This window comes from Komagataeibacter ossonobensis (genome assembly GCF_057359305.1).
Genome location: NZ_JBXAYQ010000001.1, coordinates 479,334 through 504,799 on the forward strand (window position 1 = coordinate 479,334; position 25,466 = coordinate 504,799).

The 25,466-nt window shown below is 63.0% G+C and carries 24 protein-coding genes; 16 read left to right on the plus strand and 8 right to left on the minus strand.

All coding sequences use genetic code 11. From position 1 onward, the window contains the following. Window positions 1–136 precede the first annotated feature (136 nt). Window positions 137–1,141 (plus strand): Gfo/Idh/MocA family protein, encoded by a 1,005-nt coding sequence (locus AC1RQ9_RS02160; protein ID WP_485985384.1) that lies wholly within the window; start codon window positions 137–139, stop codon window positions 1,139–1,141. On the opposite strand, the gene AC1RQ9_RS02165 is transcribed toward AC1RQ9_RS02160, so the two are convergent. The 3 genes from AC1RQ9_RS02165 to AC1RQ9_RS02175 form a co-directional block, all read right to left on the minus strand. Further along, on the minus strand, window positions 1,129–2,955 hold the full coding sequence (locus tag AC1RQ9_RS02165; protein ID WP_485985385.1) for an ABC-F family ATP-binding cassette domain-containing protein: 1,827 nt from the start codon (window positions 2,953–2,955) through the stop codon (window positions 1,129–1,131). The two genes, AC1RQ9_RS02160 and AC1RQ9_RS02165, sit on opposite strands and share 13 nt — an antisense overlap. 50 nt (window positions 2,956–3,005) lie before the next feature. Beyond that, the gene (locus AC1RQ9_RS02170; protein WP_193733788.1) at window positions 3,006–4,385 is read right to left on the minus strand and encodes an alpha,alpha-trehalose-phosphate synthase (UDP-forming); all 1,380 of its coding nucleotides are present in this window, start codon (window positions 4,383–4,385) and stop codon (window positions 3,006–3,008) included. A gap of 128 nt (window positions 4,386–4,513) precedes the next feature. Continuing rightward, on the minus strand, window positions 4,514–5,254 hold the full coding sequence (locus AC1RQ9_RS02175; protein WP_193733789.1) for a response regulator: 741 nt from the start codon (window positions 5,252–5,254) through the stop codon (window positions 4,514–4,516). A 127-nt stretch (window positions 5,255–5,381) separates the two neighbouring features. Between AC1RQ9_RS02175 and AC1RQ9_RS02180 the strand changes: the two genes are divergently transcribed. From AC1RQ9_RS02180 to thiL, 11 genes are all read left to right on the plus strand, one after another. Further along, entirely contained in the window at window positions 5,382–5,870 is a 489-nt protein-coding gene (locus tag AC1RQ9_RS02180; protein WP_485985386.1) for a sigma-70 family RNA polymerase sigma factor, read from the plus strand. 106 nt (window positions 5,871–5,976) lie between these two features. After that, a complete protein-coding gene (locus AC1RQ9_RS02185) occupies window positions 5,977–6,540 on the plus strand; it encodes a sigma-70 family RNA polymerase sigma factor (RefSeq protein WP_485985414.1) in 564 nt (187 codons plus the stop codon). A gap of 145 nt (window positions 6,541–6,685) precedes the next feature. Next, complete coding sequence (locus tag AC1RQ9_RS02190) at window positions 6,686–6,868, plus strand: hypothetical protein (protein ID WP_227672783.1); 183 nt, start codon at window positions 6,686–6,688, stop codon at window positions 6,866–6,868. A gap of 3 nt (window positions 6,869–6,871) precedes the next feature. Next, window positions 6,872–8,674, plus strand: coding sequence for a sensor histidine kinase (locus AC1RQ9_RS02195; RefSeq protein ID WP_193733791.1), 1,803 nt, complete (start codon window positions 6,872–6,874; stop codon window positions 8,672–8,674). Between the two features lie 98 nt (window positions 8,675–8,772). Then, window positions 8,773–10,485, plus strand: a complete 1,713-nt coding sequence (cydD, locus tag AC1RQ9_RS02200; RefSeq protein ID WP_485985387.1) for a thiol reductant ABC exporter subunit CydD — start codon at window positions 8,773–8,775, stop codon at window positions 10,483–10,485. Then, window positions 10,482–12,179 carry a thiol reductant ABC exporter subunit CydC gene (cydC, locus tag AC1RQ9_RS02205; protein ID WP_485985388.1) on the plus strand — a complete coding sequence of 566 codons (1,698 nt, stop codon included), beginning with the start codon at window positions 10,482–10,484 and terminating at the stop codon, window positions 12,177–12,179. The genes cydD and cydC overlap by 4 nt, the downstream gene beginning before the upstream one ends. A 134-nt stretch (window positions 12,180–12,313) precedes the next feature. Then, the gene (locus tag AC1RQ9_RS02210; protein WP_193733794.1) at window positions 12,314–12,688 is read left to right on the plus strand and encodes an OmpA family protein; all 375 of its coding nucleotides are present in this window, start codon (window positions 12,314–12,316) and stop codon (window positions 12,686–12,688) included. A 23-nt stretch (window positions 12,689–12,711) separates the two neighbouring features. Next, window positions 12,712–14,547 (plus strand): DNA helicase RecQ, encoded by a 1,836-nt coding sequence (gene recQ, locus AC1RQ9_RS02215; protein WP_485985389.1) that lies wholly within the window; start codon window positions 12,712–12,714, stop codon window positions 14,545–14,547. Window positions 14,548–14,609: 62 nt separating this feature from the next. Next, the gene (gene nrdR / locus AC1RQ9_RS02220; RefSeq protein ID WP_193733796.1) at window positions 14,610–15,116 is read left to right on the plus strand and encodes a transcriptional regulator NrdR; all 507 of its coding nucleotides are present in this window, start codon (window positions 14,610–14,612) and stop codon (window positions 15,114–15,116) included. A gap of 72 nt (window positions 15,117–15,188) precedes the next feature. Continuing rightward, window positions 15,189–15,767 (plus strand): transcription antitermination factor NusB, encoded by a 579-nt coding sequence (nusB, locus tag AC1RQ9_RS02225; protein ID WP_193733797.1) that lies wholly within the window; start codon window positions 15,189–15,191, stop codon window positions 15,765–15,767. 15 nt (window positions 15,768–15,782) lie between these two features. Continuing rightward, entirely contained in the window at window positions 15,783–16,775 is a 993-nt protein-coding gene (gene thiL, locus AC1RQ9_RS02230; RefSeq protein ID WP_485985390.1) for a thiamine-phosphate kinase, read from the plus strand. Window positions 16,776–16,786: 11 nt separating this feature from the next. Here the strand turns inward: thiL and AC1RQ9_RS02235 are convergent, their stop codons facing one another. Then, a complete protein-coding gene (locus AC1RQ9_RS02235) occupies window positions 16,787–17,947 on the minus strand; it encodes a hypothetical protein (RefSeq protein WP_485985391.1) in 1,161 nt (386 codons plus the stop codon). Window positions 17,948–18,103: 156 nt separating this feature from the next. Here AC1RQ9_RS02235 and AC1RQ9_RS02240 point away from each other — a divergent pair, with 156 nt between their 5' ends. Both AC1RQ9_RS02240 and glk read left to right on the plus strand, forming a co-directional pair. Beyond that, on the plus strand, window positions 18,104–18,901 hold the full coding sequence (locus AC1RQ9_RS02240) for an SDR family NAD(P)-dependent oxidoreductase (RefSeq protein WP_193733800.1): 798 nt from the start codon (window positions 18,104–18,106) through the stop codon (window positions 18,899–18,901). Between the two features lie 256 nt (window positions 18,902–19,157). Beyond that, window positions 19,158–20,126, plus strand: coding sequence for a glucokinase (gene glk / locus AC1RQ9_RS02245; RefSeq protein ID WP_485985392.1), 969 nt, complete (start codon window positions 19,158–19,160; stop codon window positions 20,124–20,126). A gap of 77 nt (window positions 20,127–20,203) precedes the next feature. Here the strand turns inward: glk and AC1RQ9_RS02250 are convergent, their stop codons facing one another. Beyond that, entirely contained in the window at window positions 20,204–20,674 is a 471-nt protein-coding gene (locus AC1RQ9_RS02250; protein ID WP_485985393.1) for a hypothetical protein, read from the minus strand. 348 nt (window positions 20,675–21,022) lie between these two features. On the opposite strand from AC1RQ9_RS02250, the gene AC1RQ9_RS02255 reads away from it, so the two are divergent. Next, complete coding sequence (locus tag AC1RQ9_RS02255; protein WP_485985415.1) at window positions 21,023–22,723, plus strand: thiamine pyrophosphate-binding protein; 1,701 nt, start codon at window positions 21,023–21,025, stop codon at window positions 22,721–22,723. Window positions 22,724–22,853: 130 nt separating this feature from the next. Here AC1RQ9_RS02255 and AC1RQ9_RS02260 read toward each other — a convergent pair whose 3' ends face one another. After that, window positions 22,854–23,351: a hypothetical protein gene (locus tag AC1RQ9_RS02260; RefSeq protein ID WP_193733803.1), complete on the minus strand. Its 498-nt coding sequence runs from the start codon at window positions 23,349–23,351 to the stop codon at window positions 22,854–22,856. Window positions 23,352–23,526: 175 nt separating this feature from the next. Between AC1RQ9_RS02260 and thiM the strand changes: the two genes are divergently transcribed. After that, window positions 23,527–24,354 carry a hydroxyethylthiazole kinase gene (gene thiM / locus AC1RQ9_RS02265; RefSeq protein WP_485985394.1) on the plus strand — a complete coding sequence of 276 codons (828 nt, stop codon included), beginning with the start codon at window positions 23,527–23,529 and terminating at the stop codon, window positions 24,352–24,354. Here the strand turns inward: thiM and hpxZ are convergent, their stop codons facing one another. Beyond that, window positions 24,355–24,744: an oxalurate catabolism protein HpxZ gene (gene hpxZ / locus AC1RQ9_RS02270; RefSeq protein ID WP_485985395.1), complete on the minus strand. Its 390-nt coding sequence runs from the start codon at window positions 24,742–24,744 to the stop codon at window positions 24,355–24,357. It abuts the gene before it with no gap. A gap of 29 nt (window positions 24,745–24,773) precedes the next feature. After that, window positions 24,774–25,226 carry a hypothetical protein gene (locus AC1RQ9_RS02275; protein ID WP_485985396.1) on the minus strand — a complete coding sequence of 151 codons (453 nt, stop codon included), beginning with the start codon at window positions 25,224–25,226 and terminating at the stop codon, window positions 24,774–24,776. Between the last annotated feature and the right edge of the window lie 240 nt (window positions 25,227–25,466).

Genomic DNA, 25,466 nt, shown 5'->3' on the forward strand with positions numbered 1-25,466 from the left:
CGCCGCCGTTGCCGTTTTGCCGCAATTCTCCCGCCCTGTCATGCCGCCCGTGCGGCCAGCGGGGGTGTGCGCCTGCGTGGCGGGCTGCTAATCCGGAAAACAGCTACGGACACGAAACAGGCAGGAAGGGCAGGACATGACGCAGGCGGGAATGCGGTTGTTACGTGTCGGGATCGTGGGGGCGGGCCACTTTGGCCGTTTCCATGCGCTCAAGGTACAGGCCGCCACGCGGGAGGTCCTGACCGGCATCCATGACCCCGACACCACGCGCGCACGCAAGGTGGCGGCGGAAGCCGGGGGCGTGCCCGTCCTGTCATATCCCGACCTGCTGGCCTGTTCGGATGCGATTATTGTCGCAGCCCCTGCGGAACATCATTTCGAACCCGCCCGCGTCGCACTGGCGGCGGGAAAGCATGTGCTGGTGGAAAAGCCCATGGCGGCCACACTGGCGCAGGCCGATGAACTGGCGCATCTGGCGCAGGTGCATGGCGTCGTGCTGCAGGTCGGGCACCTGCTGCGCTATTCCGCCGAGCATCAGGCCATTACCGACCGGATTTCCCGTCCCCTCTATATCGAGGCCACGCGCCTTGCGCCCTACAAGCCGCGCGGGACGGATGTATCGGTGATCCTCGACCTCATGATCCATGACCTTGATCTGGTCCTGTCCATCGTGGACAGCCCGATCGAAAGTGTCGATGCGCTGGGGGCGGCGGTCAGTTCACCGTTCGAGGACATTGCCAACGCCCGCGTGCGCTTTGAAAACGGCTGTGTGGCCACCATCGCGGCCAGCCGCATTTCGCTCAAGACCGAGCGGCGGATGCGCGTCTTTTCACAGGAAGGCTACCTGTCGGCTGATTTCATGAAGCGTGAACTGACCATGATCGGGCGCACGCGCGGCCTGCCACTGCCGGGATCGGGCGGGTTCCGGCGCGAATCCGTAACGTGGCGCGACCATGATACGCTGGCGGCGGAACATGCCGCCTTTGCCGCGTCGTGCCTTGATGGTGCGAAAGTGCTGGTGGACGCCGTGGCGGGCCGCCGGGCGCTTGCGGCAGCACTGGCGGTGACGCAGGGAATCGCCGCCACCCGTGCACGGATGGAGGCGTCCGGCCTGATCATCCCCCCCGTTCAGGAAGACTGAAGCGTCTCGCGCAGCATTTCAAGTTCCAGCCACCGTTCCTCAGCCGCCGTCAGGTCGGCCTCCGCCTTTTCCAGCGCGGTGGTGGCCGTGGTGAAGGCGGCGGGATCGCGGGCATACAGCCCCCCATCGGACAGAATGGCGCGCAGGCGTGCGATTTCCGTCTCCAGCGCTGCCATCTGTCTGGGTAGCTGTTCCAGCGCGTGCTTGTCCTTGTACGACATCTTGCGCGCGGGTTGCCGGGGAGAAGTGGAAGGGGCCACATCGGTTTTGGCCGGTGTGCTCTCCGCGCGGTCCTGCCGGGGGCGGGCGGCCAGTGTGGCATCCTGCCGCTGGGCCAGCATATCGCTGTAGCCACCGGCATATTCCACCCATTTCCCGCCGCCTTCCGCCATCAGGATGGAGGATGCGACCCGGTCGAGGAAGTCACGGTCATGGCTGACCAGCAGCACCGTGCCGGAATAGCTGGCCAGCATGTCCTGCAGCAGGTCGAGCGTTTCAAGGTCAAGGTCGTTTGTCGGTTCATCCAGGACCAGCAGGTTGGACGGCCGCGCCAGTGCGCAGGCCAGCATGAGCCGCCCGCGCTCGCCCCCCGACAGTACGCCCACCGGGGTGCGCGCCTGTTCGGGGCGGAACAGGAAGTCCTTCATATAGCCGATGACATGGCGTTTTTCATCGCCGACCTGCACCATGTCGCCACCGCCCCCCGTCAGCGTATCCGCCAGCGTGGTGTCGGGATCAAGTGAACGGCGCTGCTGGTCCAGTGTGACGACATTGAGCGCGCTGCCGATGTTGATGGTGCCGGAATCCGGTTTGTCCAGCCCCGTCAGCAGGCGTAGCAGGGTACTCTTGCCCGCACCATTGGCCCCCACGATCCCCAGCCGGTCCCCGCGCAGGACACGCAGGTCCAGATGGCTGACGACCGGGTGGGCAGGGTCATATGCGCGTGACATGTCTTCCGCCACCGCGACCAGCTTGCCTGACAGGTCGCTTTCGCGGGCTTCCATCTTCAGGCCGCCGGGCTGCCTTATGGCGGTGCGACGGGTATTGCGCAGTTCGGCCAGTTCGGCCACGCGGCGGACATTGCGCTTGCGCCGCGCGGTCACGCCGTAACGCATCCAGTCTTCCTCGCGCGCGATCTGGCGGTCCAGCTTGTGGCTGTCGCGCTCTTCCTGCTCCAGCACTTCCTCGCGCCACGTCTCGAACCGGGCGAAGCCCTGATCCAGCCTGCGGGTGACACCACGGTCCAGCCACACGACCGAACGCGACAGCGTCTCGAGCAGCCTGCGGTCATGGCTTATGATGACCATGGCCGATGACAGTGACAGCAGTTCACGCTCCAGCCATTCAATGGTGGGCATGTCCAGATGGTTGGTGGGTTCGTCCAGCAAAAGCAGGTCGGGTTCGGGCGCAAGGGCACGGGCCAGTGCGCAGCGCCGTGCTTCCCCGCCCGACAGGGTGGCCGGGTTTTCCGTGCCGTTCAGCCCCAGTTCGTTCAGCAGCAGTTCGGCGCGGTATTCCGGGTCGCCCGGCCCCATGCCCGCGCGGACATAATCCAGCGTGGTGTCAAAGCCCGACAGGTCCGGTTCCTGCGGCAGGTAGCGCACGGTGGTGCCGGGCTGGACAAAAACGGTGCCGTCATCGGCCTGTATCTCACCCGCCGCGATGCGAAGCAGGGTGGACTTGCCACAGCCATTGCGCCCGACAAGGCAGACGCGCTCGCCGGGTCCGACGCCAAAGCCCGCGCCATTGAGCAGCGGCGCGCCGCCGAGGGTCAGGGTGATGTCCTGAAGGAGAAGAAGGGGAGGTGAGGCCATGCCCACTTATGTATTCTCAACCACTCCGTGCGCAAGGCTGGTGTGGGGGCTTAATGCCGCTTCGCGTTTTCAAGGACGTTCAGGAATGACAGCCCCCAGCCAAGGGCCGTGCGGTTGGCGATGCTGTCCCAGCATGCCTGCCAGCGCTCGCGCCGTTCCTCGGGCGACATGGCCAGCGCGCGTTCCAGCGCATCGGCCATGCCGTCATGATCCAGCGGGTTGACCAGCAGTGCGGCTTCAAGCTGCTTTGCCGCCCCGGCAAGGCGCGAGAGGATCAGCACGCCGGGATTTTCGGGGTCCTGGGCCGCGATGAATTCCTTGGCTACAAGGTTCATGCCATCGCGCAGCGGGGTGATGTAGCCAATATCCGCCAGCCGCATGTAACCGGCCACGGTGGGACGGGGGCTGCCGCGTGTCAGGAAACGCAGCGGGGTCCAGTCGGCCTGTCCCTTGTGGGCGTTCAGCTTGCCGATCTGGTGTTCCAGCTTGTTGCGCAGCGCCTGATAGGACGGCACGTCCGTCCGGCTTTCGGCCGCGATCTGCAGGAACGTCACCTGCCGTTCCCGCCTGGGATAGGTTTCCAGCAGGCGTTCATAACCCGCCAGCCGGTGGTCCAGTCCCTTGGTCGGGTCCATGCGGTCCACGCCAAAGACCAGCTTGCGTCCCGCCAGCGAACCCGACATGCGGCGCAGGTCCGCTGATCCGGCGGCGGTAACGGCGGTCTGCGCAAAGGTCTGGGGGTCGATTTCCACGGGGAAAGTGCCGACATGTACGCGGCGTCCCTCGAATGTCAGGGTGCTGTCATCTTCCGCAATGGCCCCGGCCTTGCGGGTGGCGGCAAAGATGAAATTGGCCGTGTCGTCCGCCGTCTGGAACCCCAGCAGGTCCGCCTTCATCAGGTCGCGCAGGAACGTGCCGCCATCAGGCGCCGTGGCCAGCATGTCAGGTGCGGGAAAGGGAGTATGGAGGAAAAAGCCGATGGGCTGGCGCACGCCATGGCGGCGCAGCAGGGCAGGCAGCGGCAGCAGGTGATAGTCGTGGATCCAGATGACATCTTCCGCACGCAGCAGCGGCAGCAGGTTTTCACAGAACCGTTCGTTGACCGACCAGTACGTGGCCAGTTCCCGTCGCTCGAAATGGATATGCTCGGGCAGGGAATGCATGAGCGGCCACAGCGTGGAATTGGAAAAGCCGGTATAGTAATTGCGATGTTCGGCCGGCGTCAGGCCGATGGTGGCGTATTCCACCCCTTCCGCCTGCTGGATCTCGGGCGGCAGGTGCGCCGCGTCGGGATGGCAGGTGCCGTTCCAGCCAAACCACATGCCCCCCTTGCGCGCCAGCAGGTCCTTCAGCACAACCGCGAGGCCACCGGGGCGCAGCCCCTCCTTGGGAACGGGAACGCGATTGGATACGATGACCAGCCGTTTCATTACTGCCCTCTCTGATAAGCTGCCGCGTGGCGGACCAGCCCCATCCGGCCGTGCGGCCAGGACAGGCACCATACACGCCGGGTCAGGCAGGGGGGATGGCGCAGGCGCGGGACTGGCATGCGGCGGTGTCAGTTCAGGGATACGCCACCCGAAACCGCCTGATAGGTGGAGACCGCCAGCGTAAGCGGTTCAAAGGGCTTGGTAATGACGAATGCCGGTTCGATCGTGTCCCCCGTCAGCAGGCGTTCGGGGTAGGCGGTCACGAAAATGATGGGAATGTCCTGATGCTGCAGGATGCTCGATACCGCCTTCATCCCGTCGCCACCGTCACCAAGGTTGATATCGGCCAGGATCAGGCCGGGCCGGGTTTCGCGCGCCAGCTTTATGGCCTCCGCCTCGCTGCTGGCGACGCCTGCGATGGTATGGCCGCACTGGCGCACCAGTTCCTCGATATCCATCGCGATGATCGGCTCGTCCTCGATGATCAGCACGCTGGTCTGCGCGCATGAACGCAGGCGGGCGTGGGCGTCCTCCAGTATGGTGGCGGCCTGTTCTGGGGACAGCGACAGGACGCGGGCGGCATCATTGACCGACAGTTCTTCAAGCGAGGTCAGCAGCAGCAGCTTGCGCCCCAGCGGCGGCATGCCGCCCGCGGCGTCCCCGCTGCTGCCATGTTCGGCGTGGTGGCGGGATATCCACTGGTAAAGGCGCAGCCTTGGTGGCAGGGATGGATCATCCACCGCCATGAGTTCGCGCAGGCTTTCGGCAACCAGCAGGTCGCCACTCGACTGGCTGCCACATAACGCCCGGGCGTAACGCCGGGCATAGGGCAGGGCGCGAAGCAGGTCTTGACGCCGTGATAGCGGCATGAGGCATTCATCTCCCCAGATAAACTGTTACACTCCGGATCATGACAGCGTTAGACTGTGCTGCAAGAGTTGAAGAGTAAACAAACTGGAATCCAGAATACCACTCGATCCGTCAGCGGTCACGCACTTGCGTGGGGAGATCCTGTCCCTTCTGCCGCAATTACGTGGTTTTGCCCGTTTTCTGACCGGGCAGTCCGCGCAGGCGGACGACCTTGTCCAGGAAACCGTGCTGCGGGCGCTGGCCGCCCTGGACCAGTTCACGCCGGGTACCAGCATGAAGGCGTGGCTGTACACGATCGCACGCAACCTTTTTTACGAACAGCGCCGCCATGGCCAGCGCGAACGTGATGTCCTGTCCGACTATGCCCACCGTCCCGACCAGCCCGAAAACGGCACGGGGGAAGGGGAGGCGGACGTGCTGCGTGACCTCAACGGCGCGATCTGGCAGCTGTCCCCCCGCCTGCGTGAGGCGCTGGTGCTGGTTGGCGTGCAGGAAATGACCTATGCGGAGGCGGCGCATGTCTGCGGGGTCACGGTCGGCACCATCAAGGCCCGCGTTTCCCGCGCACGCGCGCAGATCATGGAATACATGAACACCCGCCCCGATGGCGGCTGAGGGAACCATCGGTCGCCTGCTCGCGTTTTCGTTATATGGGTGGATGTAACCTTTTGCCCCTGCCGTTCATTGCACTGGCATGAACGACAACATAGGGGAGAAGAACATGACCAACAGCTTTCATGACGAGATGATTGCAATCCTGCCCCGTCTGCGCGTTCAGGCCCTGTCACTGACACGCAACCGTGCGGCGGCGGATGATCTGGTGCAGGACGCCGTGTGCAATGCACTGGCCGCCCAGCACAGCTTTACGCCGGGCACCAATTTTTCCGCGTGGATGCACCGCATCCTGCGCAACCGTTTCATCTCGGACCTGCGCAAGAAGCGTGAAACCGGGAATATCGAGGATGTGCCCGCATCAGCCATGGCTGGCAGCGGCGCGCATGACGAACGCCTGATGGTCAAGGAACTGGCCGAAGCCATGAACCGCCTGCCCAACGATCAGCGCGAGGCGCTGGTGTTGGTGGTGATGCAGGGCATGAGCTATGATGAACTGGCCGCGGCAACCGGCTGCGCCGTCGGTACCGCCAAGAGTCGTGTCTTCCGCGCCCGTCGCCAGCTGGCTGCATGGCTTTATGGTGAGGAACGCGATATTTCCACGGTCGAGCTGCGTGGCGCGGTGCAGCGCCTGCGCACACGGGTGCAGGCCCGTCCTGCGGCGTCGATCTGATCGGGTGGATTCCCACTTTGAATTACGGCACGAATATGGCACTGACAGTAATGTCTTCATCAGTATCTTGGAATCTGCAGGGTAAGATGCAGCCCTGACATAGACAGGGATTGTGTGAAGTGGGAATTTACTTCGGGATAATGCGATGGCTCTGAAGGACAAGTGTCCTCCCAGGCAACCAGGAAAGAAGTCCATAACCAGATCGGATGATGCGTTCGAGCTATGGCTGAAGCGTGGATTGCATCAGTTGTTTGATGATGTGACGAAAGAGCCCGTTCCCGAGGAACTCCTGCGTCTGATTGAGGAAGACCGGAAACGGACAAAATAACGCATGTCCGTATTCCCATCTTCCGGCCACGGCAGGCAGGTCCGTCATCGGAGCCTGTTCAGTCGTGTGGGCCGCGTATTCGATGCCGTGCGTGGCCGGATGATGGCGATCATTCTGCTGGCCGCCATGCCGATTGCCCTGATCGGGGCCGTGCAGGCATGGCATAGTTACCGTTTCACGCTTGAGGCGCCCGGTGACCGTACCGACCTCACGGTATCGCGCATCGACCTTGAGCTGCGTCATGAAGCCGAACATCTCAGCTCCCTACTTCAGGCGGTCTCACGCATGCGGCTGGATGATGCGGGCCTGCGCCATATGCTTGAACTGGTGCAGTCGCTGACCGGACGGCATTACAGCCAGATCGCGCTGGCGGATGACCGTGGCAACATCCTGACCGCTGTCGGGCAGCAGGGCGGGTCGGCCCCGCTGACCATGGACGCCATGCCCCGTTTCCAGGGGGATGTGGGGATTGTTGCGCTGAACGATCCGGTGACCCATGTGCCCGGTTATTTCCGTATTACGGTTTCCACCACCATTTATGATGATGCCGGCAGGCCAGCCCGCCCCGGCTATCTTACGGCCATCATGCCGCTGTCATGGCGCAGCGCCATACTGCAGGCCAGTGACCCGCGCCTGGACCTGGTGCAGCAGAACGGCCCGGTCGAGATATGGCTGCTGGACAGTCATGCCCGGGCGTCCGCCCCCCTTTGTTCGGATTGCAACTGGGCCACCCATCCGCCCGAACGTATCATGCAGTGGGCGCGTGGCACGCTGGCGATGGGGGAGGAACATGCCCACATCACCCTGCCCGACGGGTCGTTTTCGATCGGCCGCGTGCAGGATGGCGTCCATGTGCTGAGCATGACGCGCCGTAACGCGGGTGAACGGCACGCGGTGGTGATGTTCGCCATATCGCTGGTCAGCAGCGGACTGCTGCTGCTGATGGGGCTGCTGGGCGCATCCAAGAGTGCCGACGTGCTGGTGATCACGCCGTTGCGCCAGCTGACCACGTCGGTCAACCAGTGGCAGCTGGGCGGCATGTATGATGTGCGTTCCAACTGGGCCATGCCGCTGGAGGTCAGGCAGCTTGCCCATGCTTTCAGCAAGGCCACACGCAAGCTGGCGCGGCATGAAAAACGGCTGGAACGCGCGCAGGCCCGGCAGGAACTGCTGCTCAAGGAAATGCATCACCGCGTCAAGAACAACCTGCAGATCGTGGCGTCGCTGCTGAACCTGCAGGCAGGGCGCATCCGCCTGCCCGCCGCGCGTGAGGAATTCGCGCAGGCGCGTGACCGCGTGCGCGCGCTGGCCACCCTTCACCGTTATCTTTACGCCGATGGCGAACTGTACAGCCTGAACATGCAAAGCTTCGTGCGTGAACTGTGTGGCCAGATCATGCATGCCATTGGTGAATCCGATGAAAGCCGCATCACGCTGGATATCCGCGTCGATGACCTGCTGATGGTACCCGACCAGGCGGTGCCCCTTGCGCTGATCGTGACGGAAGCGGTCAGCAACACGATCAAATACGCCTTCCCCGATCGGCAGCATGGAACGCTGGAAGTCGGCCTGCGCGCGCTGTCCGGCGGTCGGGCATGCCTGTGGATCGCTGATAACGGTGTGGGCATGGCGGCGGTGCGCAACCAGCCCGGGACGGAGGAAGGGCGCAGCGGCATCGGCATGCAGCTGATCCGTGGCTTTGCCCGGCAACTGGGCGGTGAACTGCAGATGTTTGAGGAAAACGGGACACGATATGTCCTTGTTTTTCCACTAAAGCAGCCCGAACAGGATGAAACGGCAGGCTGAATCCATGCAAAAATGCATGGCAGAGTTATGGTCTGGACGGTTTTCTGCCGTGGATGATGGCTGTCCCTGTGTCGTGTCCTTCGGTATAGGGAGCGGTCATGAACGATGACAAGACAGTGATGAAGGCGTGGACGAAGGCACAGTCGCGTCTTGGGCGCCGGCAGGCCATGCCGGTTGTGTTGCTGGGACTGGCCCTGTCTGCGACCGCGGTGGGACAGGTCTGGTGCATTGCCAGCGTGCTGGCCAGCGTGCTGGTGCCTGGCGGGGAAGCAGCGGTGACGTGGCCGCTGGCGGGACTGGTGGTGCTGGCCATCGTGCGCGCTGTCTTGCAGATGGGGTCGGACATCCTTGCCGCCCGCGCGGGCATGAAGGCACGCGCGCGGCTGCGTGGCGGGGTGCTGGACGCCATCCTGCATGGCGGGCCGGGGCTGCTGCGCCGCCATCATACGGGGGAACTGACGGCACTGGCCGTTGACCGGATCGAGGCACTGGACGGTTTCTTCGCCCGCTGGCTGCCCGCTTCCGTGCTGTGGATCGCGGCCCCGCTTGTTATCGGTGTTCTTGCGGCATTCGTGCAGCCCGGTTCGGCGCTGATCATGGCGATATGCGGCATTGCCGTGCCGTTCGGACAGGCGCTGTTCGGGATCGGGGCGGCGGTTGCCTCACGCAATCAGTTCCTGGCCATGACCCGCCTGCAGGCCCGCTTCCTTGACCGCGTGCGCGGGATCGCCACCATTGTCCTGTCGGGCCGGACGGAAGATGAAACCCGCCGCCTTGCCGCCGCGGCGGAGGAGTTGCGCATACGCACCATGAAGGTGCTGCGGGTTGCGTTCCTGTCCTCGGCCTCCATTGACTGTGCGATGGTTGTGGCCCTTGTGCTGGTGGCGCTGCGCAATGGCGCGCAGCTTATGGCGCTGCATGATCAGGGCGTGCCTGCCGCCATCATGGCGGTCCATGTGGCGCGCGGGCTGTTTGTCGTGCTGCTGGTGCCGGAATTTTTCGCCCCCTTCCGCAGCCTTGCGCTGGCGTATCAGGACCGTGCCCATGCATCGGGTGCGGCTGCGGCCATGCGGATCCTGCCGGATGCCACGGCGGTGCGGGCGGCGGGTCAGGCCGTATGTGAAACCGGGCAGGGCATCAGTGTCGCGTTCGAGCATGTGGGCTTCACATGGGATCCCGCGCGTGGCGCGACACTCGATGATGTCTCGTTTATAGCACCTGCCGGGCAGACGGTGGTGCTGTGGGGGGCGTCGGGGTCGGGCAAGTCCACCATCATCGAAATGCTGCTGGGCTTCATTCAGCCCGAAAGCGGGCGCATCACCATCAACGGTGTCGACATGACCACCATTGACCCCACGGCACTGGTGGCCATGACATCATGGATCGGGCAGAAGCCGGTCCTGTTCGCGGGCACCCTGCGTGAAAATATCCTGTTCGCCCGTCCTGATGCGACGGACGCGCAGTTGCAGGCCGCCATCGGGGCAGCGGCGGCGGACGGGTTCATTGCCAACCTGCCGCACGGGCTTGAAACCCTGATTGGTGAAGGCGGGTTCGGCCTGTCGGGCGGGCAGGCGCAGCGTGTGGCGATCGCGCGCGCCTTCCTCAAGGACGCGCCGCTGCTCCTGCTGGATGAACCGACATCCCACCTTGACCCGCAGACCGAAGCCGACGTGTTCAGCAGCCTGCGTGCGCTTGCGGCCAATCGCACGGTTATCCTCGCCAGCCATTCCGTGGCAGCGGAAGGGTTCGGCGGGCACAGGGTGGACCTTGACCATGGCCGGATTGTCACCAGTGGGGAGAATGCATCGTGAAATCCTCGGAAAACCGGGAATTCGCACGGCAGGCACGGCGTGAAGGCGTGATGGGGCCGGTGCTGCAGATCCTGCATATATGGCAGCGTCGCGCCCCGCTGTTGACCGCGGGTGCGCTGTTGTCCCTGCTGGCCGTACTGATCGGTCTTGTGCTGATGCGCGAGGCGGGCATGCGGGTGGCCGCGATGACGCTGGGCATGATCGTGGTGACGACCGGGGCGCTGCGTATCTTCGGCGGTGCGCGGGTCATCCTGCGTTATACAGAACGTCTGGTCACGCATGACGCCATGTTCCGTGCGCTGGCGGATGTGCGGGTGTGGTTCTTTCGCAACCTGGCGCGTGGTGCGGCGGCGGGTCTTGGCTTTCGTCGCGCGGGTGACCTGCTGTCGCGGCTGGTATCCGATGTCGAGACGCTGGACGGGCTGTACCTGCGCATCATCATTCCGCTGCTGGGTGCGTGCCTGGTGCTGCCGTTCCTGTTCATCGCCATCAACATGGTCAGCACCGTGCTGGCGGTTGTCGTGGCGGGACTGTTTGCCTGCGGTGCGTTTGTCCTGCCCCTGATCGCCGCCATGATGGGACGGCGCGAGGGCGGGCTGGTCAACCATGCCAGCGCGCAGTTGCGTATCGGTGTGCTGGACATGGTGGGTGGCCTGCGCGAAATCGCGACCTTCGGGGCGGAAGGGCGCATGCTGGCCCATGTCCGTGACCGTGATGACGCCCTGTATTGCGCGCAGATGAAACAGGCCCGGATGCTGGCCATGGCGGGGGCTGCGTCCTATCTGTGCGGACAGGCGGCGGTGGTGGCGGTTCTGGCTGCCGCATTGGGGCTGGACCTGCCACGCATTGCCCCTCTGCCTGCGGCGGCGGTGCTGTTCCTGACGGTCGCGGCGTTTGAAACCGTGGGCGGCCTGACCCGCGCGGGCGCGCTGGCGGGCAGCATTACCCGGGCTGCGGCCCGGGTCGTGGCCGTGAGCGAAATGCCCGAACACGCGCCCCCCGAAGGCACGGAACCCGCGCCGACGGGCACTGACATCAGCTTCCGGCATGTATCCTTTCGCTGGAGTGCTGACCGTGCCCCGGTGCTGGATGACCTGGACCTGGACATCCCGGCGGGCCAGCGCATTGCGGTGCTGGGACCGTCGGGTGCGGGCAAGTCCACGCTGGCGGCGCTACTGCTGAAGGCGGTGGCACCTCAGGCCGGGTGCATCACGCTGGGTGGGCGGGATATCGCAACCATCCGCGACGATGACCTGCGGGGACGGATTGCATGGCTGTCGCAGGTCACGCACCTGTTTGCCGATACGATTCGCGCCAACCTGCTGCTTGGCCGCCCCGACGCGAGTGAGGCCGATCTGTGGACCGCGCTGGAACAGGCCCGGATTGCGGATGTGGTGCGTGAACTGCCTGATGGGCTGGATAGCTGGCTGGGTGAAGGCGGGGCGAGCCTGTCTGGCGGGCAGGGCAGGCGGCTGGCGCTGGCGCGCGTGCTGCTGTCACGCGCGCCGATCCTGATACTGGATGAACCGGCCACCGGGCTGGATGCACGCACCGAGCAGGAATTCCTCCAGACCCTGAATGACGTGACACGGGGCCGCACCGTCATCCTGATCGCGCATCGCCTGACAGGTGTCGAAAATCTGGATAAGATATGGCATATTTCTGGCGGGAAAGTGGTCAGTGCCCATTCATGACGGGGTGGCCATGCCGGTGGAAAGGATTGACGCGGCTAGTCCCACAGGGCACGAAGTAGCGGAAAACCGGATCGGGCATGCCAGAAGGGTGATAGCGATCCGTCTTGAATCCCTGAATCAGGAGTAAATCCATCATGCGTCGCCTGTCCCTTCTTCTTGGTCTCGGTCTGCTGACAGGATGTGCTGGTGGCCATCCGGGTAAATATGTCGTGTTCTTTACCCAGAACTCCACCCAGCTTGATACGCCGGCCCAGACGGTGATCACGCAGGCGGCCCAGCGTGCGGTATCGACCCATGCCAGGGTACGTGTCGAAGGCTATGCCGCCGCCAGCCATGACCTGTCGGCTGATGAACTGCTGGCGATCGACCGCGCCAAGATCGTGGCCCGCCAGCTGGCGGTTGATGGTGTGGATGCCAGCCGTATCAGCCAGCAGCCGCGTGGCCCGCTGAATAACGAAAACGGTTCCCTGGCGTCCCGCCGCGTCGAAATCGAGGTTGGTGGACGCTGAATAACGGCTTCTCCCCTGATGATATGATGGCTGGTGACGGCGCATCACGCAATCCGCGTGATGTGCTGGCGGAAGTCTTCGGCTTTCCCGATTTCCGTGGCCTGCAGCAGCAGGCCGTGGATGAGGTCATGGCAGGCCGGGACTGTCTTGTGCTCATGCCGACCGGTGGTGGCAAGAGCGTCTGCTATCAGGTGCCCGCCCTTGCGCGGCCCGGCACCGGCCTTGTCATTTCCCCCCTGATTGCGCTGATGGACGATCAGGTCGCGGCCCTGCGCCAGCTGGGGGTGAATGCGGGCGCGCTGCATTCCGAACAGGAAGCCGATGACGCCGCCCGTGTCCGTTCGGACCTTATGGCCGGACGGCTGGACATTCTTTATGTCTCGCCCGAACGATTGCTTTCCCCCGGCATGCTGGAACGGCTGGGGCGGCTGACGCTGTCGGTCATCGCGATTGACGAAGCGCACTGCATTTCCGCATGGGGCCATGAATTCCGGCCCGAATACCGCGAACTTGCGGCCCTGCCGCAGCATTTCCCCAATGTGCCCCGTATTGCCCTGACGGCGACGGCGGATGCGCGCACGCGTACCGATATCCTCGACGCGCTGGCCATGCCGGATGCTACGGTGCTGAAGGCCAGTTTCCATCGGCCCAACCTTGATATTGCCGTAAAGCCCAAGACGTCGGAACTGCGCCAGCTGACCGGCATACTGGACCGCCATCGCGGGGCGGCTTCCATTGTCTATTGCGGCAGCCGCAGCAAGACCGAGCGGATTGCCCGTTCGCTTGCGGGCAAGGGGTATGCGGCGCTGCCGTTCCATGCCGGCCTGTCGCCAGTGGAAAAGCGCGCCGCCCTCATGCGGTTCCGTTCGGGTGAGCCGGTGGTGATCGTCGCCACCATCGCCTTTGGCATGGGCATTGACCGGCCGGATGTCCGTGCCGTGGTGCATCTGGACATGCCGTCCTCACCCGAAGGGTATTACCAGCAGATCGGTCGCGCGGGCCGCGATGGCGAACAGGCCGAGACCGTCCTGCTGTATGGCGGCGATGACATGGCCCGTGCCCGGTACTGGCTGGAGCAGTCCAACGCGCCCGAGGCCCAGAAACGGATCATGAGTGCGCGGCTGGAAGCGATGATCGCCCTGACCGAAACCACGGGTTGCCGCACGCAGGCGCTGCTGTCGTGTTTTGGCGAGGAACTGTCCACCGCCTGTGGTCATTGTGACAACTGCCGCAATCCCGTCGCGACATTTGATGGCACGGTGGCGGCGCAGAAGGTCCTGTCGGCCATCTATCGCACCGGGCAGCGTTTTGGCGCGGTCCATGTGGCGGGCGTGCTGCGCGGCAAGGCGTCGGACATGGCGTCGCGGCATGGACATGAAAAGCTGAGCGTGTTCGGGATTGGCAAAGACCGGCCCGAACCCTTCTGGCGTGGCGTGATCCGCCAGCTGATCGCACGGGGCGCGATAAAGGTGACGGGGGAATATAACGCCCTTGCCCTTGAGGAAGGGCGTGCCCGGCCCATATTGCGTGGCGAGGAGCAGATCATGCTGCGCGAGGACGCGACCGAGGACCTGAAGACGGCAGGGCGCGTGTCAGGCAGCGGGCAACGTCCCCAGATGGCTGACCTGACGCCGGAAGCCGCGGCACGGTATGAAGCCCTGCGGCAGTGGCGGCTGGGTGAGGCACGGGAACAGGAAATTCCGCCCTATGTCATTTTCCATGATGCCGTGCTGCATGATATTGCCCTTGAACGCCCGACCACTCTGGATGAACTGGGCATGATCCGTGGGGTGGGTGGCTCCAAGCTGGCCCGCTATGGTGCGGCGGTGCTGGATGTACTGGCTGATGTCGGTGCCTAGCCTATCGCGCCCGGTTTACACGGGGTGTTCTGTTTCATCGCGTAATCAGGAAACGGTTTTGCATGCGTTGCCCTTTTTGTGGAAATGACGATACGCAGGTGAAGGACAGCCGCCCGCATGAAGATGGCGCGGCCATCCGGCGCAGGCGCATATGCGGGTCGTGCGGGCAGCGTTTCACCACCATCGAACGCGTGCAGTTGCGTGACCTTGTGGTAGTCAAGGCAGATGGCCGCCGCGTCCCGTTCGAGCGTGACAAGATGGCACGCTCGGTCCGTATTGCGCTGCGCAAGCGCCCGGTCGAGGCGGACCGGATCGAACGGATCGTCAATGGACTGGTCCGTCATCTGGAGGCCACGGGGGAGACGGATATCCCTTCACGCGATATCGGCCGGCTGATTATGGAAACGCTGCGTGAAATTGATTCCGTGGCCTATATCCGCTTCGCCAGCGTGCACTGGGATTTTCGGGAAACCAAGGATTTCGCGGATATTCTGGAGACGATTTCAGCCTCCGTCTCGGGCGATAAGGGCGAAGACCTGCCCCCATCTGGCTCCGGGGATAAAGATTGAACTGGACCCCGCCACGCAAAGAGGCGATGAAACGCAGAATTCGCAGCAATGCCACAGCAGGAGTAACGCGCCATGACACAGACAGACGGTGATCGGCAGCACAAGGTCCGTTCCCGCACCGCATCGCGTGTCGCGGCGGTGCAGGCCCTGTTCCAGATCGAACAGGGGAACGAAAGCCCGGAGCGCGTCATAAACCAGTTCATGCGCCACCGGCTGGGCACGTCCGCATCCGACCAGTGCGATTATGCCGAAGGGCATGTGCCCGACGCCGATGCACGGCTGTTCGGTATCGTGGTGCGTGGTGCCATGGCCCGGCAGGAACGCATTGACACGCTGCTGCATGAGATCCTGCCCGCGTCATGGCCGCTGGCCCGGCTGGACCCGGTACTGCGGGCGATCATGCATGCCGCAGGTGGCGAGATGACGGGGGCGGATCCCATACCGGCCCGTGTCATCATCAATGAATACATGGATATTGCCCATGGTTTCCTGGCCGGGGATGAGCCGCGCATGCTCAACGGCGTGCTCGACGCGTTGTCGCGGCGGATCAACGAACCGGAAGCACCGGTGACGGATACGGGCAGTGAAACGGTTGTCGTTGTGGACGATGCCCCGGTGGCCGATGCCGCCCCCGACAGCAAGCCCGCCTGAACCCGAAAGAAAGGCATGACGGCCATGGGACAGGACACGCTGTCGGATAATGGCCTGCCAGCGGAATTCGGCTTCATTGCCCGTATTTTCCGGCCGCTTGCGGGGGACGGGGCGCTTGATCTGCGCGATGATGCGGCGGTGTTTATGCCGCCGCCCGGGCGTGAACTGGTCATCGCAGCCGACGCCATGGTCGAAGGCGTGCATTTCCTGCCCGATGACCCATCCGATACCGTTGGCCGCAAGTTGCTGCGCTGCAACCTGTCGGACCTTGCCGCCATGGATGCGACCCCGCTGGGCTACCTCATGACGGTCTCCATGCCGCCCGCGCGCGATGAGGCATGGTTTGCAGGCTTTGCATCAGGCCTTGTGTGTGACCAGCGCCAGTTCGGCATTACGCTGCTGGGTGGGGATACGACATCCACGTCCGGGCCGCTGGTGCTGTCGCTGACCGTGCTGGGGCATGTGGCACCGGGACGGGCGTTACGGCGCAGTACCGCGTGCGTGGGCGACGGCATATGGGTCACGGGCACGATTGGTGATGGCGCGATGGGCCTGCTGGCACGACGCGGGCAGGTGGCCGATCCCGATGGCTTTCTGGCGGGCCGTTACCAGCTGCCACGTCCCCGGCTGGGGCTGGAATTGGGGAATGTCGCGTCCGCCGGGATGGATGTGTCCGACGGGCTGGTGCAGGATCTGGGGCACATGGCGCGTGAAAGCGGGGTGGGGATCGTGATTCACGCGGATCAGGTGCCGCTGTCCCCTGCCGTGCGCGCACTTGGTCCCCAATGGCTGCCAACCTGCCTGAGTGGCGGGGACGACTATGAACTGCTGCTTGCCGTGCCATCCATGCATGAGGCTGGTCTGCTGGATCATGCCGCGCGTGCGGGGGTGCCAGTGACCCGTATCGGGCAGGTTGTCGCGGGCAACGGCGTGCAGGTCATGGATGGGGCAGGCCACGAAATGGCATTTGCCCGCCGTGGCTGGAGCCACGTGGCGGATGCGGGCTGAGGGCCGTTCCCTCAGTCTTCCAGCGACAGGTCGTAAACCCGGTAGCGCTTGCACGGTTCGGGCGTGATACGTTCGATCAGGCGGCGCATGGGCAGGTTGTTTTCCAGAACCCAGCCCAGTTCGATCGTGCGGTAGGGCAGGCTGCGACCGCGTTTCATGAGTTCGGTAATGGCAAGGGCGGGCATGATTGCCCCAAGCGCCGTGCCGTCCAGCGCGGAACTGACGCCCAGCAGGATGACGCGGGCGGAATGGAATTCGTGTCGCAGCAGCCGTTTGCCCAGTTTCAGCCACCCCAGCGGCGACGGATCACCATTAAGGTCGGCGGAGATGTCGAACACATTGGGCACCACCAGCGCCACGCAGACCGGTTTGCCCGCCTGTTCGATCAGCACGAAATGCTCGGGCCGCAGGATGGGCTTCATCTCCACGATCATGGACTGCATGTCTTCGCGCGCCAGCGGAATCGATCCCCAGTTGTTGCGCCATGCGTCGTTGTACAGCGTGCGCAGGATCTCCCCGTCCTCATCGATGCGGTCCATGCGCAGGCCACGGGTGGTGACATTGCCCAGCCGCCCTTCGCCCAGCCGCAGGCTGGCGGGGACCAGGTGGGCTTCCTCCGCATCGGGGCCGGTCCGCATCTGGTAGGCGACAAGATCGCGCACCTTGGTGGCGCCACAGGCATCCATCATGCCCGGCAGCCATTGCGGGTGCCACGGCATGGCCACCATGGGCATGGCGTGGTGGCCTTCCAGCATCATCCCGAACTCACCATTGCTGTCCAGTGTCTGCGGACCACGCATGAGCTTCATGCCATACTGGCGCAGCCACGTGCCCGCCGCGTCCAGCAGGGCGGATACCACCTCCAGATCATCAATGGCGTCCAGCGCACCGAAAAAACCGACCGGTTCCCCATAATGCTCCATGGAAACCGGGTCGATCTGCGCGGATATGCGTCCCACCGCCCGGTTGCCCCGCATGGCCAGGAAATACTGCGCGCGTCCCTGGCGGAAAAAGGAATTCTTGCGCGGGGTCAGCAGGTCACGCTGGGTCAGGTCCAGGGGGGGGACATACCCCGGCAACCCGGCGTACAGGCGGCGGGGCAGCTGGATAAAGGTGGTCATCTGACGAAAGCCGGAAACGGGTATGATAGTAAGACGATCGGTTTCGTTCATGACCGGTTCGTTGCATCCTGAACATGACCCGCATCGACCTTCATTCCGTCACGGAACGGGGCAGGCTATGCAGGCAGGGGTTGAAAGAAATGATTCGGTGGTCCGTCCTGTTGTTGTGCTGATGGCACAGAAGGACCCTTAAAAGGAAGATAGACAATGACGGTTAGGTCCGGTTCACGCATGGATGAAGGTGCATATGTGCTGATTACGGGGGCATCCAGCGGGATCGGAGCGGAACTGGCGTTGCTGTACGCCGCCCGCGGGCGGCCGCTTGTCCTGTGGGGACGCAATGCCGAACGGCTGGAAAACGTGGCTGTACGCGCCCGCAGCCTTGGCGTCACGGTGCATACGCGCATCCTTGACCTGTCTGATGGCGCGGCTGCGATTGAAGCCCTGCGTCAGGATGATGACAGCCATCCGATCGATATCGCCATCCTTGCCGCGGGGCTTGGAGATATGCGCCGCGGAAGTGACGTGGTGGAACGGGCGGAGGATGTGCTGCATCTGGGACTGGTCAACTATGCCACGCCATCGGCCATGGCGGCGGCGGCGGCCGAACGCATGGCCACGCGCGGGCGGGGGCATATCGTGCTGATCAGTTCGGTCGCCGCCTTCCATGCCCTGCCGTTCGCTGCCGCCTATTCCGGGTCCAAGGCCGGGCTGAAACGCTTTGCCGAGGCACAGCAGATGGCGCTTGCCCCGCTGGGGATCGGGGTGACACTGGTCTCACCGGGGTTTGTGGATACCCCCATGAGCCGCCGCGTGGTGGGGGCGAAGCCATTTCTGCAGACCGCGCCCGCCGCTGCGCGCAGGATCGCCCGCGCCGTGGACCGTAACCGACCCCATCTGGTCTTCCCCTTCGTGTTTTCCGTGCTGCGGCTGGTGGATACGCTGATGCCGTGGCCGTTCAAGCGGCGGATCCTTTCGGCCATCAAGGCGGACCAGATGGACTGATTCCCCACCGGGGCAGGGTTTATGTAATATGTTTTAATGTTGACCGGAACGATTGTGGCCATTTCGTGACATTTATCAATGAAATCGCACGATAGCTGGTCTTGTTTTCTGGATAGATGTGTTAACCGATCTGTCTGCGGCACCTGAATTGCCTGTTCTGTTGCATAAAATGCATGGGAAAGGGCACAATCGCAGACTGTTTTTATTGTAATAGCGGGGCAAGGAGCTGCCGTATGGCCACGGAGCGCGACCGGACATGAAAGAGATCGTAGCAGTTGATATTGGTGGCACGCATGCGCGCTTCGCCATTGCCCAGGTTGATCAGGGGCGGGTTGTCACGCTGGGGGAAGCCACAACCCTGAAATGTGCCGACCACGCCAGCCTGCAGCTGGCATGGGAAGCCTTTGCCCGCGTGGTTGACCGTCCCCTGCCCAGGGCTGCGGGGATCGCGGTGGCCTGCCCGATCAAGGGGGATATCCTCAAGCTGACCAATAACCCGTGGGTCATCCAGCCTGCGTGGCTGCCGGTCAAGCTGGGGGTGGACGAACTGATCCTGGTCAATGACTTTGGCGCCGTAGCCCATGCCGTGGCGCAGGTGGGTGAAGACAGCCTGCAGCATATCTGCGGTCCCGACCAGCCACTGCCCGAACAGGGCGTGATTACCGTCGTGGGGCCGGGCACGGGTCTGGGGTCCGCCTATATCGTACGGCGCAAGAACGGTTATTTCGTATGCGAGACCGAGGGCGGGCATATCGACTTTTCCCCGCTGGACCAGCTGGAAGACCGGATCCTGAGCGTCCTGCGCCGTCGTTACCGCCGTGTATCGGTGGAACGCGTGGTGTCAGGGCCGGGGCTGCTCAACCTGTATGAGGCGATTGCCGAAATGGGGGAACTGTCGGTCAAGGCGCGTGATGACAAGGCGCTGTGGACCATGGCGCTGGAGGGTTCTGATCCGGTGGCCGCGGCCGCGCTGGAGCGTTTCTGCCTCAGCCTTGGCACGGTCGCGGGCGACCTTGCGCTGGCGCAGGGTGGTGGCGCCGTCGTGATTGCCGGCGGGCTTGGCCTGCGTCTGGCCCAGCACCTGCCCAGTTCCGGCTTTGCCGAACGGTTCGTGGCCAAGGGCCGGTTTGAGGGCATGATGGCGGAAATGCCCGTCAAGCTGATTACCTACCCGCAGCCAGGCCTGCTGGGTGCGGCGGCGGCCTTTGCCGAAGCCTATCGCTGACAGGACCTGAAGGGGCGTCCCGGTTTGTCCGGGGCGCCTTTTTTTATCTGTAGGCCACCCGTTGTCGGCGTGGTGGATCAGCCGCGCCACAGGTGGCCGGGCATGGCGTCATAATGCTGGGTCAGGAAATCCAGCAGAAGTGCCAGCACGCTGCCCATATGCCGGGGGTCGTAGTGGACATGGCTGGCTATTTCATCCAGCGGCTGGTTGTTGATCATGGCGGCGATCAGGATCCGCTCGTAGCGGTTGCCGATGATGTCGTGAATATACCTGTAACGGTTGATTGACCCCATGCGCCTGTTCAGCGGTCGCGCGGACAGACCCGGTGATGTCCGGTCCACCAGATACGGGTCTTCCTGTCCCATTACGCCAATCCGGTAATCCGTGGCCCAGAACCGGGCCGCCGCCACATGGTGTGCCATGAGGATGCCACTGTGCTGCAGCGCATCGATCAGGGCAGGTACGGGTGTCGCCCATTCACTGGTCCCGTCATGAACGGTTGTGGGAGCGGACAGGATAGCGGGACCGTCAGCGGGCAAAGGGCTCACTTTCATGGCTGGATGTTATGGCATCATCTTCACGTCCGGTACGTGGGTCAATTGAAAGTGTAAGATTATTGCCTGCCTGCCGTAAAAAAATATCTTCCTGCAGGGGCACGTGCCACTGGATAAAAAAACGGCATCACCCGGGTTGCGGGCGATGCCGTAAGGTTCCGTGGACAAGTTGGGAAATCGACGGTTGGGAATCTGTCGGGCGACCCACGGGTGTTATGGTTAATAATGATAATAATTATCATTATCAAGATAAAAATGGCATCCGTCCTGACCGTCCCATGGTGGACCCGATCCCGAAAACGTGGTGCGATGGCCGGACCGTCAATGCACGCAGAGGACAGCATGGCCATTACACCGCTTGAGGTCGCAGCACGGCGGGCAGGGGGACGGCGGGGTGCCGATATCCTGCTGGAAATTCTGGAAAGTGAGGGGGTTCGCTATATTTTCGGCAACCCCGGCACAACGGAACTGCCCCTGATCGATGCGCTTCAGCGCCGCCCGGACCTGAACTATATCCTCGCCCTGCAGGAAGCGAGCGTGGTGGCCATGGCTGATGGTTACGCACAGGCGGCCGGGCGTCCCGGCTTCCTCAACCTGCATACGGCAGGGGGGCTGGGGCACGGCATGGGAAACCTGCTGAACGCCAGCGTATCACAGACGCCACTGGTGGTGACGGCAGGACAGCAGGACTCGCGGCATACGATTTCCGACCCGCTGCTGTTTGGCGACCTGGTCAGTATCGCGACGCCTGCGGTCAAATGGGCGCAGGAAGTCCTGCATGCGGACCAGTTGCCGGTACTGGTGCGGCGTGCCTTCAACGATTCGATGGCGGCCCCGTCCGGGCCGGTTTTCCTGTCCCTGCCCATGGATGTGATGGAGGAACCCAGTGATGTCGATGTCGGTTCCCCATCCGTCATCAACCGTGAATCCATAGCGGGCGGCCTGCCGGAACTGGCGCGCGCGCTGGCTGGCATCACGCCGGGCAGGCTTGCGATCATCGCGGGCGATGAGGTGCATGGCGCAGATGCGGCGACGCAGGTGGCCGAAGTGGCCGGGATCCTTGGCGCGCCGGTTTATGGCGCGTCATGGCCATCGCGTATCCCGTTTGCAACGTCCTGCCCGTTATGGGCGGGCAACATGCCCACGCGCGCGACCGACATTGCGCGCAGGCTGGCGGATTATGATGCGATCTTCGCGCTGGGCGGCAAATCGCTGATTACCATCCTGTATTCCGAAGGCTCACCCGTGCCGCCGGGATGCGCGGTCTATCAGGTTTCGGCCGATGTACGTGACCTGGGCCGCACATTCCAGACACCGCTTTCGCTGGTGGGCAATATCCGCGCGTCGCTTGATGTGCTTATTCCGCTGCTGCAGCAGGCGACACAGCCCCGCCGGGCCGAATTCAATGCGGCCCGCGCACGTGTCACCGCCGCCCGGGCCAGCAGGCGCGCGGAGGCGGAAATGCTGGTTGCCCGACATCGTGATGATCCGATCATCGCCCCCTGCGTTGCCGCCCATGAAGCCGTGCGTGCCATTGGCCCGCGGGTCGCGATTGTGGATGAAGCGATTGCAACATCCTCCTACACACGCATGTTCCTTGATAGTGACTGGGCTGCGCAATATTCCTTCCTGCGCGGTGGCGCGCTGGGCTGGGGCATGCCTGCGGCGGTCGGGGCGTCGCTGGGTCTGGGACGTGAGCCTGTCGTCTGCCTGGTGGGGGACGGGGCGGCCCTGTATTCTCCACAGGCTTTATGGACGGCTGCGCATGAACGGCTGCCGGTTACCTTCGTGGTGATGAACAACCGCGAATATAATGTGCTGAAGGGGTTCATGCGCGGACAGACGCATTATGTTTCCGCGCGCGAGGGAAACTTCCTGGCAATGGACCTGTGCGATCCACCGGTCGACTATCAGGCCATGGCGACATCCTATGGTCTGGAATCGCGCCTGATTACCCGTGCGGGTGACATCGCCCCAGCTATCGAGGCCGCAATGGCGTCCGGTCGTCCCAACCTGGTGGAAATCGTAATCAGCACGATCTAGGGGAAACCGGCCCTGATTTTTGTAAACTCTTCAGGAAACACTAAAAGTTTCAGGATGCCGTCTTTTTTAAAAAAGCGGCATTTGGTGATGACTTTTGAAAAAAGCATCGTGATGCCGCCAAAACTGTCCTTTAATGGATGGGGAAGGAACAAGTGGTCGGAAGGGGATCAACCCGTTCCCGGCCCGGGTCCACACGCAGCGTCAGCCGCATCACGGCGGCGGCAAGGTGGGCGCCGCTGGTGTGCATGGTCGTCTTGATGTCCACGCCATGATTATTGTCCAGCACCGCGACATTGCGGCCACGGGCTATGGTCGCTTCTGCCCGTACGGACCAGTAGGTCCCATTGATATCCGACAGCCGGGCAAGGTTGTACACCGTCCCTTCACCCTTCAGCTTGCTGTAACCGATTCCAACCGCTCCACCGCCGGTAATCTTGACCGGATAGGAATGGTTGCCAAAGAACAGGCGTCCCTTGCCCCATGAATACCCGCCCGCAAGGGCGGCATCATGTAGGGTGAAACAGATTTTGGCGGTCGGTTGTCCCAGCGCATCCGCGGCCCATGCGGAATGGGTAGCCAGTAATCCTGCGGCAAGAATGACAGGGGCATAAAGGAAAGCTGGTCGCACGGCATGTTCCTGCTACGATATGGCGGCGGGTAAATCATATATGGAATTCAGGCGGTCCCCGGCATGATTGAACCGGATGCGTCCTTTGTTTTTCAGTCGATTACAACCAAAAGGCAACCCCCTGTCAGTGTCAGGCGACCCATTGTCTGGATATGTGCGAAAGGAGTGACCCCTGATGCATGCTGCAACCCTGTCCATGGATTACGACCATCCGGACTGCCCCCCTGTCCTGCGGCGGATCCGGGTGCAGGCCCCGTTTATCTATGGGCTGACCAATTATGTTGCGGCTGCCCTCAGTGCCAATGTGCTGCTGGCGGTGGGGGCGGCGCCAGCCATTGGGGCAGCGCCGGGCTGGCCGGTCGGTTTCGGGCGGCTGGCCGGGGCAATGTGGGTCAATGCGGCGGGGCTGATCAACTGCACGGCAGATGACATGTTCAACGCCGTGAATGCAGCGAATGCCAGTCATGTGCCATGGGTGCTGGATCCGGTGGCCATGGGGGCGGGCGTGGGAGAATACGACGCCATCATTCGCACCCTGACAGCCAAGGGGCCAGCCGTGGTGCGGGGGAATGCCAGTGAGATCATGGCACTGGCCGGTGGCGCCGCAACGGCACGGGGGGTGGAAACCACGGCTTCAATCGCGCAGGCAGTGCCAATGGGACAGGAACTTGCCCGCAGCCATCAGGTGATTGTGGCCATCAGCGGACCGGAAGATCATATCCTGGCCCCGGATGGCCGACATATTATCGTGCCCGGCGGTCATCGGCTGTTGACGCGTGTGACAGGCGCGGGCTGTGCATTGGGCGGGCTGGTCGCAGCCGTTCTGGCAACCGTTCCCATGGAATCGGACAGGCTGGTGGCGGTGGCAGCCGTTCATGCGTTGTATGCGCGGGCGGCGGAAATCGCGGCTCGCGATGCGTCCGGCCCGGCGTCCTTCGCCACCAGTTTTGTCGATGCCCTGTCGCGGTTACAGGATTCCCATACGTCAGGTACCCACGCCTGATCAGGAAATATCGGCCATTAGGGAAACATGGGCCGCGATGATCTTCCACCCGTCGGGGGTGCGGATCCATGTCTGGCTCTGCCGACCGATACGTTCACCACCATGGCGACGGAATTCCAGGTCAACCGTGCCGGTATCCGTGCCGATGGCCGTAATGTGCCGGCGCAGCATATCCCGCGGGGGGGAACCCCCTGCACGCCTGCGGCGGAATGCCGCAATTTCATCAAATCCGTACAGCGTTTCCCCGACACCATACCGCACGGTTTCAGGGCCATGGTAAAACAGGGCATCCAGTTCCGGGATGTCGTTTTCGCCCAGCGCCTTTTCATAGTGATCGGACATGGCGGTCAGTTCCGCGATGATTTCAGGGCGGTTCAGGTCAGGGGACATGGTGTTTCCGTAAAATGTAGTTGGTGGCTTTACCCCCTGGTGGGGACAACTGTTTCATGCGCTTCGTTTTCCGTCACATTGATAACAGCCTCATTGGAAAACGACACGACTTCCGATGGCCGCTGGCTGGTGGCTGCATTCGTTTTGCGGGCCAGGTCGTTTGTCACCGTTTTCAGTTCCGACACTTCGGAACGGACATCATTCAGGATTTCCATCAGGGCGGCATGATCTTCCGCCGCACGCTGGTCGGTGCCCCGGCTCAGCACCGCATTGCCTACCATAAGGGCAGGGAGCGCAACCAGCTGGATGCAGTTGCTTATATAGAGCAGCGTGTTCTGCCACGCGGGTGCTGCCAGCGGGATAAGCGAAAAGACCAGAAACGCATAAACGCACCAGATGCTCCCGAATATGATCGTCATGCGCACCGCGACATGATCGTTGACCTTACGGAGAAGGGTGGGGTTGGTCGGTGATTTCGGCATGAGACCCTGCTTGCGGCAATATGTTGTAATAATTCAGTGGGTATGTCTCAAAATCCGTCGCCATGCGTCTACCTTTAAATGGATAGGATTTATGCCGTCCGGGTAGGGGTAAAGATCGATTCTGTATGCCCGGCAAATTGACACCCGTTTGAATGACGCGCGAATTCGTTGGTTTTCCAAGGAATTTCGGATGCTGGTGCTGAAAGTTTCCATTTTTTTGTGATTTTATGATTGACGGTG

What these genes read in the sequence shown, in the direction of transcription:
- glk (WP_485985392.1), top strand. Translation starts at nt 19,158, where the DNA reads ATGAAAGAGATCGTAGCAGTTGATATTGGTGGCACGCATGCGCGCTTC.
- AC1RQ9_RS02185 (WP_485985414.1), top strand. Translation starts at nt 5,977, where the DNA reads ATGACCAACAGCTTTCATGACGAGATGATTGCAATCCTGCCCCGTCTG.
- AC1RQ9_RS02170 (WP_193733788.1), bottom strand. Translation starts at nt 4,385, where the DNA reads ATGAAACGGCTGGTCATCGTATCCAATCGCGTTCCCGTTCCCAAGGAG.
- nusB (WP_193733797.1), top strand. Translation starts at nt 15,189, where the DNA reads ATGACACAGACAGACGGTGATCGGCAGCACAAGGTCCGTTCCCGCACC.
- thiM (WP_485985394.1), top strand. Translation starts at nt 23,527, where the DNA reads ATGCATGCTGCAACCCTGTCCATGGATTACGACCATCCGGACTGCCCC.
- thiL (WP_485985390.1), top strand. Translation starts at nt 15,783, where the DNA reads ATGACGGCCATGGGACAGGACACGCTGTCGGATAATGGCCTGCCAGCG.
- AC1RQ9_RS02235 (WP_485985391.1), bottom strand. Translation starts at nt 17,947, where the DNA reads ATGAACGAAACCGATCGTCTTACTATCATACCCGTTTCCGGCTTTCGT.
- AC1RQ9_RS02165 (WP_485985385.1), bottom strand. Translation starts at nt 2,955, where the DNA reads ATGGCCTCACCTCCCCTTCTTCTCCTTCAGGACATCACCCTGACCCTC.
- AC1RQ9_RS02240 (WP_193733800.1), top strand. Translation starts at nt 18,104, where the DNA reads ATGACGGTTAGGTCCGGTTCACGCATGGATGAAGGTGCATATGTGCTG.
- AC1RQ9_RS02195 (WP_193733791.1), top strand. Translation starts at nt 6,872, where the DNA reads ATGTCCGTATTCCCATCTTCCGGCCACGGCAGGCAGGTCCGTCATCGG.
- AC1RQ9_RS02160 (WP_485985384.1), top strand. Translation starts at nt 137, where the DNA reads ATGACGCAGGCGGGAATGCGGTTGTTACGTGTCGGGATCGTGGGGGCG.
- hpxZ (WP_485985395.1), bottom strand. Translation starts at nt 24,744, where the DNA reads ATGTCCCCTGACCTGAACCGCCCTGAAATCATCGCGGAACTGACCGCC.
- AC1RQ9_RS02255 (WP_485985415.1), top strand. Translation starts at nt 21,023, where the DNA reads ATGGCCATTACACCGCTTGAGGTCGCAGCACGGCGGGCAGGGGGACGG.
- AC1RQ9_RS02275 (WP_485985396.1), bottom strand. Translation starts at nt 25,226, where the DNA reads ATGCCGAAATCACCGACCAACCCCACCCTTCTCCGTAAGGTCAACGAT.
- AC1RQ9_RS02190 (WP_227672783.1), top strand. Translation starts at nt 6,686, where the DNA reads ATGGCTCTGAAGGACAAGTGTCCTCCCAGGCAACCAGGAAAGAAGTCC.
- recQ (WP_485985389.1), top strand. Translation starts at nt 12,712, where the DNA reads ATGATGGCTGGTGACGGCGCATCACGCAATCCGCGTGATGTGCTGGCG.
- cydD (WP_485985387.1), top strand. Translation starts at nt 8,773, where the DNA reads ATGAACGATGACAAGACAGTGATGAAGGCGTGGACGAAGGCACAGTCG.
- nrdR (WP_193733796.1), top strand. Translation starts at nt 14,610, where the DNA reads ATGCGTTGCCCTTTTTGTGGAAATGACGATACGCAGGTGAAGGACAGC.
- AC1RQ9_RS02175 (WP_193733789.1), bottom strand. Translation starts at nt 5,254, where the DNA reads ATGCCGCTATCACGGCGTCAAGACCTGCTTCGCGCCCTGCCCTATGCC.
- AC1RQ9_RS02210 (WP_193733794.1), top strand. Translation starts at nt 12,314, where the DNA reads ATGCGTCGCCTGTCCCTTCTTCTTGGTCTCGGTCTGCTGACAGGATGT.